Origin of the sequence: Dankookia rubra, from assembly GCF_004355005.1 — a bacterium.
Taxonomy (GTDB): Bacteria; Pseudomonadota; Alphaproteobacteria; order Acetobacterales; family Acetobacteraceae; genus Paracraurococcus; species Paracraurococcus ruber_A.
The window spans coordinates 80,630-87,118 of sequence record NZ_SMSJ01000021.1; the positions used below are offsets into that span (position 1 = coordinate 80,630).

5 protein-coding genes are annotated in these 6,489 nt (G+C 68.8%); 1 reads left to right on the forward strand and 4 read right to left on the reverse strand.

Annotation, left to right across the window (positions count from 1 at the left end; genetic code table 11):
- Positions 1 to 98: 98 nt before the first annotated feature.
- The 4 genes from E2C06_RS16975 to katG all read right to left on the reverse strand — a co-directional run bounded on the left by E2C06_RS16975 (position 99) and on the right by katG (position 5,173).
- A complete protein-coding gene (locus tag E2C06_RS16975; protein WP_133289799.1) occupies positions 99 to 1,013 on the reverse strand; it encodes an NAD(P)-dependent oxidoreductase in 915 nt (304 codons plus the stop codon).
- On the reverse strand, positions 1,013 to 1,768 hold the full coding sequence (locus tag E2C06_RS16980; protein ID WP_133289800.1) for an SDR family NAD(P)-dependent oxidoreductase: 756 nt from the start codon (positions 1,766 to 1,768) through the stop codon (positions 1,013 to 1,015). The genes E2C06_RS16975 and E2C06_RS16980 overlap by 1 nt, the downstream gene beginning before the upstream one ends.
- Before the next feature lie 65 nt (positions 1,769 to 1,833).
- Positions 1,834 to 2,814, reverse strand: coding sequence for a Bug family tripartite tricarboxylate transporter substrate binding protein (locus E2C06_RS16985; RefSeq protein WP_133289801.1), 981 nt, complete (start codon positions 2,812 to 2,814; stop codon positions 1,834 to 1,836).
- A 148-nt stretch (positions 2,815 to 2,962) separates the two neighbouring features.
- A complete protein-coding gene (gene katG, locus E2C06_RS16990; RefSeq protein ID WP_133289802.1) occupies positions 2,963 to 5,173 on the reverse strand; it encodes a catalase/peroxidase HPI in 2,211 nt (736 codons plus the stop codon).
- A gap of 284 nt (positions 5,174 to 5,457) precedes the next feature.
- On the opposite strand from katG, the gene E2C06_RS16995 reads away from it, so the two are divergent.
- Positions 5,458 to 6,363, forward strand: a complete 906-nt coding sequence (locus E2C06_RS16995; RefSeq protein ID WP_133289803.1) for a LysR substrate-binding domain-containing protein — start codon at positions 5,458 to 5,460, stop codon at positions 6,361 to 6,363.
- Positions 6,364 to 6,489: the final 126 nt, after the last annotated feature.

Sequence of the window (6,489 nt, forward strand, 5' to 3'; positions counted from 1 at the left end):
CCGGGCGCCGTGCCGCCGCACGGCTTGGCCTCGCCGCACCGGCGGCGGGCGCCATTCGGCGCCTCGGCCCTGCGGGCCGCAGGTTGGAACTTCCTGCGTCAGGTATGATCCGGCTTGCGGCTGCGGATCTCGGCGCCGGCCCAACCCTCGACGACGCGGACCAGCTCGGCCAGGTCCTCGTTGCCCTTGCCCTGGCTGGCGGCGAAGCGCCAGAGCCGCGCCGCCTGTTCGATCCCCCACATCGGCACGTCGTAGGCCCTCGCCTCATCCAGTCCGAGGCCAACATCCTTGTCGAGCACGGCGATCGTGGCGCCGAAGCGCAGCTTGCCGCTGAGGATCGCAGGCATGACGTCGCTGCTGGCGAAGCTGCGGCCGGTGCCTGCATTGACCATCTCGACCATAGTGTCGGGGTCAAGCCCGGCCTTGGCGCCGAGCGCGAAGGCCTCGAAGGCATTCGCCGTGTTGGCGGCGAAGAGCAGGTTGTTCACCAGCTTCATCACCTGTCCCTGCCCCGGCTGCTCGCCGAGGACGAAGACCCGCTTGCCGATGCGCAGCAGGAAGGGCCGCAGCGTCTCGACCGCCGCCGGATCGCCGGCGACCATCATCGCCAGCGTGCCCGCGCGCGCGCCAGCCGGGCCGCCGCTGATCGGCGAATCGACCATCGCCAGGCCACGCTGCGCCAAGCCTTCGGCGATGCGCTGGACGGTGGCGCGGCCGATGGTCGACATTTCCGCATGGATGCGGATGGCCTTTCCGTGGACGGTGCCCTCGGGGCCGAGCGCCGCGGCCTCGCTGACCTTGCCGCTGGGCAGGCAGGCGAAGACGATGTTGGCGGCGTCCGCGACCGCGGCGGGCGAGGCGCAGGCCTTGGCGCCGCGGGCGACGAAGGGCGCCATGGCCTCGGCGCGCGGGTCGTAGACATGCAGTTGCACGTCGGCGCCGAAGAGCCGCTCCGCCATCGGCGCGCCCATCTGGCCGAGACCGAGGAAGCCGATATGGGTGAGGTTCGACATCAGAGCGTCACCAGGCCGCTATCGACGGGAAGGATGGTGCCGGTGACGATGCGGCTCTCGTCGGAGGCGAGGTAGAGCACGGCATTCGCCATATCCATCGGCTCGCCGAGGCCGAGCAGGTGCTGGTCGGCCAGGACCTGCATCGCCGAGTTGCCGGCGAGCAGGCCGCGCACGCGGTCGGTCAGCGTCACGGTCGGGGCAATGGCATTGACCCGGATGCGCTTCGGACCGAACTCGACCGCGAGCGACCGGGTGAGCGAGGCGACGCCACCCTTGGCCGCGGTGTAGCAATCGCGCCCGGGAAAGCCCATCAGCGCGACGACCGAGGCCATGTTGATGATGGAACCACCGCCGGAGCGGGCCATTTCCGGGATGCCGAAGCGGCAGCCGAGGAAGGTGCCGTAGAGGTCGAGCTTGATGGCGCGCCAGAATTCCTCGAGCGGCGCCTCCACCACGTTGTTGTCGATGCTGGTGGAACCGCCGGCATTGTTGTGCAGCACGTGCAGGCCGCCATAGTGCTGCACGGTGCGGGCGATGGCGCCGGCGATACTCTCGGGTTCGCTCACATCGGTTTGCAGGAAGATCGCCTCGCCGCCGGCACGGGCGATGCGGTGGGCCGTCTCCTCGCCGGTGGGCGCGTCGATCTCGGCGATGACCACCTTGGCGCCCTCACGCGCGAACAACTCCGCGGTGCAGCGGCCGATGCCGGTGCCCGCGCCGGTGACGATGGCGGTTTTGCCCTGCAGCCTGGCCATTGGCCGTTCCCCCGTGGTTTTGCCCGACCATGGCAGGAAGCAGCGGAAGCCGGCAAGCCGCGGGGCTACTCGAGCGTGACCTTGGCGGCGCGGATGACCTCGCCCCAGCGGACGACCTCGGCTTGCAGGAAGGCCGCGGTCTCGGCCGGCTTGCGGCCCTCGACGACGAAGCCGAGGTCCTGCAGCCGGGTGGTCATGCCGGGCTCGCGGACAATGCGGGCGACCTCGGACGACAGTCGCGTGGCAAGGTCCGGCGGCGTCCCAGCCGGGGCCAGCAGCATGCACCAGGAACTGGCGGCGAAGTCCGGCAGGCCGGCCTCGATGATGGTCGGCAAGTCGGGGGCGAAAGCCGCGCGTTCCCGCGCCGCTATGCCGAGCGGGCGGATGGCGCCGGCCTCGAATTGCGGCTTGAGTGTGGAGTAGCTGTCGAAGAGCAGGCCGATATTGCCGGCCATCAGGTCCTGCAGCGCCGGCTGTGTGCCGCGGTAGGGAATGTGCTCCATCTGCGCGCCGGTGCGGAGCTTGAGAAGTTCCATCGCCAGGTGCGCGGTCGCGCCGATGCCGCTGGAGCCGTAGTTCATCCGGCCCGGGTTCTTGCGGGCATGGTCGAGGTAGTCGCGCAGGGTCTGGCCGGGCACCTGGCGGCTGCCGGCCAGCACCAGCGGCGCCGAGACCACGAGCGAGACCGGCGCAAAGCTGGCGATCGCGTCGAAGGGCATCTTGCCGGCCTGCAGCGTGGCATTGGCCGCATGCGCCGGCAGCACCATGACCAGCGTATATCCGTCGGCGGGACTGGTGGCGGCCGCGGCGGCGCCGACGATGCTGTTGGCGCCGGGGCGGTTCTCGACGATCACCGGCTGGCCGAAGGCCTTTGCCAGCGGCTCGGCAATCAGGCGGGCGGCAATGTCGGTGGTGCCACCGGGCGTGTAGGGGACGATGATGCGCAGCGGGCGGGTCGGGTAGTCGGCGGCGCGGGCGGTGGCGGCAGGGCCGAGGCCGGCGGCCAGGATGGCGAGGCCTCGGCGCGGCAGGAGCGGCTGGTGCATGGGTGTTTTCCGGACTGGCGATCTGCTGACGCGTGATGCCGGTCGCGGGTTTCGCCGTCCAGCCGCTTGCGCCGCCGGTCGGCCCTCGCGATCGTCGAACCACGCCCGGGCGCGGCCGAAGCCGCGCCCGGGTGCCGGTCCTTCGTCCTCAGGCGAGGTCGAAGCGGTCCAGGTTCATCACCTTGGTCCAGGCCGCCACGAAGTCATGCACGAAGGCCGCTTCTGAGCCGTCGCAGGCATAGAGCTCCGTCAGGGCGCGGAGCTGGGAGTTCGAGCCGAAGACGAGGTCGATCCGCGTGGCGGTCCATCTCGGCGCGCCGGTCGCGCGGTCGCGGCCTTCGTAGAGGCCCTTGGTGGTCTCCGACGGCTTCCAACCCGTGCCCATGTCGGACAGATGGACGAAGAAGTCGTTGGTCAGCGTCCCCGGCCGCTGCGTGAAGACGCCGTTCGGAGACTCGCCGAAATTGGCGCCCAGCACGCGCATGCCACCGAGCAGCACCGTCATCTCGGGTGCAGTCAGCGTGAGCTGCTGCGCCTGGTCGACCAACAGTTCCTCGGGCGGGGAGCTGTAGTCTGCCTTCAGGTAGTTGCGGAAGCCGTCGGCGATCGGCTCCAGCACTCCCATGGACTCGACATCGGTCTGCTCCTGAGAGGCATCGGTGCGGCCCGGGGTGAAGGGAACCTCAAGTTCGACGCCGGCCTGGCGCGCCGCCTGCTCCACCCCGGCACAGCCGCCGAGGACGATGAGGTCGGCGAGCGAGACCTGTTTGCCGCCGGATTGCGCCGAGTTGAAGGCCTGCTGGATGCCTTCGAGCTTCGCCAGGACGCTGGCGAGCTTTGCCGGCTCGTTCACCTCCCAATCCTTCTGCGGCGCTAGGCGAATGCGCGCCCCGTTCGCCCCGCCCCGCTTGTCGGAGCCGCGGAAGGTTGCCGCAGAGGCCCAGGCGGTGCTGACGAGCTGCGGGATCGACAGGCCGGACTCGAGGATCTTCGCCTTGAGCGCGCGGATATCCGCCGCGTCGATCAGCGGGTGCGTGACCGGCGGAACCGGGTCCTGCCACAGCAGGTCCTCGGTCGGGGCGAGCGGACCGAGATAGCGGCTGCGCGGCCCCATGTCGCGATGGGTCAGCTTGAACCAAGCGCGCGCGAAAGCATCCGCGAACTGGTCGGGGTTCTCATGGAAGCGCTTCGAGATCGGCGCATAGATCGGGTCCATCTTCAGCGCCATGTCTGCCGTCGTCATCATCGGCGCGTGGCGCTTCGCCGGGTCGTGCGCATCCGGCACCGTGGTCTTCGCCGCCGGATCGGTCGGCGTCCACTGCCAGGCGCCGGCCGGGCTCTTGGTTAGCTCCCAGTCGTAGCCGAGCAGGTTGTCGAAGTAGCCGTTGTCCCACTGGGTCGGATGGCTGGTCCAGGCGCCCTCCAGGCCGCTGGTGATAGTATGCAGGCTGTGGCCGTTGCCGAGGCTGTTCTTCCAGCCGAGGCCCATGTCCTCGATCTCGGAGCCCTCGGGCTCGCGGCCCACATGCTTCACCTCGCCGGCACCATGGCACTTGCCGAAGGTATGCCCGCCGGCGACCAGCGCGACGGTCTCCTCGTCGTTCATGGCCATGCGGGCGAAGGTCTCGCGGATGTCGCGCGCCGAGGCGAGCGGGTCCGGCTGTCCGTTCGGTCCCTCCGGGTTCACGTAGATCAGGCCCATCTGCACCGCGGCGAGCGGCGCCTCGAGCTCGCGCTCCCCGGTGTAGCGCGTATCACCGAGCCAGGTGTCCTCGGAGCCCCAGTAGATGTCCTCCCCCGGCTCCCAGACGTCGACGCGGCCGCCGGCGAAGCCGAAGGGCTTGAGGCCCATCGATTCGATGGCGCAGTTGCCGGCGAAGACGATGAGATCGGCCCAGGAGATCCGATTGCCGTATTTCCGCTTCACCGGCCAGAGCAGGCGGACCGCCTTGTCGAGGTTGCCGTTGTCGGGCCAGCTGTTCAGCGGCGCGAAGCGGAGCGTGCCGGCGCCAGCGCCGCCGCGGCCATCCCCGGTGCGGTAGGTGCCCGCGCTGTGCCATGCCATACGGATGAAGAGCGGACCGTAATGTCCGTAATCCGCAGGCCACCAGTCCTGCGAGGTCCGCATCAGCGCGAAGAGGTCCTGCTTGAGGGCATCGAGGTCGAGCTTCTTGAACTCCTCGGCGTAGTTGAACGCCGGCCCCATCGGATTGGAGAGCTCGGACCGCTGGTGCAGAATGTGGAGGTTCAGCGCGTTCGGCCACCAATTGCGGTTCGACCGGCCGGCGAAGGTCGCGTGCTTCGGTGGGCCGTGCACCACAGGGCACTTGCCGCTGGTCGGGCCACTGGTTCCGTCCATGTTTTCCTCCACTCCGGATGTGCTTGGGTCCATTCGAAGGACCGCGATTGCTTTGGAAGGCACGTCATCCTGCGAAGCCGCCATGCGGTCCCGCGAGGATAGACCCGGGTCATCCCGGTGCCTGCGACCATTGCGAGGGACCTGTCGGCTTGGGGCGCGACCCGCCATCCCCCACCTTGTTCAGTGGTCTTGTGGAAGGCTAGCGCCAAGCCAAGCATAAATGGAAGCATAGAGCTTCAAAGGACCCGATAGGCATTGCCTATCACGACAGCGGGGCTGACCCGATGAACCTGCGGGATCTGCGCTACCTTCTGGCAGTCGCCGAGCACGAGCATATCGGCCGGGCGGCGGAGGCCTGCGGCATCAGCCAGCCGACCCTCTCTGTCCAATTGCGCAAGTTGGAAGAAGCACTTGGCGTGACCTTGTTCGAACGCAGCAGCAAGGCGGTGACACCGACCGCCGCTTGCGGCTTGCTGATCGACCACGCGCGCGCCGCTGTGGCCGAGGTCGATGCGATCCTCGCCGTGGCGCGCAGCCTGCAGGATCCGCTGGCCGGGCGTTTTCGGCTCGGCATCATCCCGACATTGGCACCCTACCTGTTGCCGCTGGTCTTCGCGCCGCTACGCGATGCGCTGCCGGCGTTGGAGATTGAGCCCTGGGAAGAGCAGACCGAGGTGCTGCTCAAGCGGCTGCGCGGGCATGAATTGGATGCCGCCCTGCTGGCGACCGATGTGGATGGGCCGGACCTCACCAGCCGGCCGCTCTTCGCCGAACCCTTCCTGGCAGCACTGCCACCCGAGCATCCGCTTGTCGGGCGGGCGGTGGTAGCAGAAGCGGAATTGGCGTCTGACATTCTGGTGCTGGCCGACGGGCATTGCCTGCGCGATCAGGCGCTGGAGGCTTGTGGGCGCCACGGCGCGCTTGGCAGTACCTTGCGGGTGGCAAGCCTCTCGACACTGCTCAACATGGTCGCCGCGGGATACGGGACGACGTTGGTTCCAGGGCTTGCCGCGGGAGCGGCGCAGGATGCGGGGATTGTGTTGCGGCCTCTGGCCTGCCAAGCTAGGCGGACCGTCCGCTTGGTTTGGCGGGCCAGCTTTCCGCGGCGCGCCGCCCTACAGGCGGTGGGCACAGTTATCTCCGGGCGGCTGCGCGGCTTTGCCGAAGGTGCGGCGAGCGGGATCGTTTGAGAGAGCGTCCAGACAGACGGCAAAGGCGCTGGCCCGTTTGGGTCAGCGCCTTGTATTTGGATGCGGGGACAGGATTTGAACCTGTGACCTTCAGGTTATGAGCCTGACGAGCTACCGGGCTGCTCC

Bases quoted from the DNA above. Each gene is read 5' to 3' on its own strand.
- E2C06_RS16975 (WP_133289799.1), bottom strand. From the start codon at position 1,013: ATGTCGAACCTCACCCATATCGGCTTCCTCGGTCTCGGCCAGATGGGC.
- E2C06_RS16980 (WP_133289800.1), bottom strand. From the start codon at position 1,768: ATGGCCAGGCTGCAGGGCAAAACCGCCATCGTCACCGGCGCGGGCACC.
- E2C06_RS16985 (WP_133289801.1), bottom strand. From the start codon at position 2,814: ATGCACCAGCCGCTCCTGCCGCGCCGAGGCCTCGCCATCCTGGCCGCC.
- katG (WP_133289802.1), bottom strand. From the start codon at position 5,173: ATGGACGGAACCAGTGGCCCGACCAGCGGCAAGTGCCCTGTGGTGCAC.
- E2C06_RS16995 (WP_133289803.1), top strand. From the start codon at position 5,458: ATGAACCTGCGGGATCTGCGCTACCTTCTGGCAGTCGCCGAGCACGAG.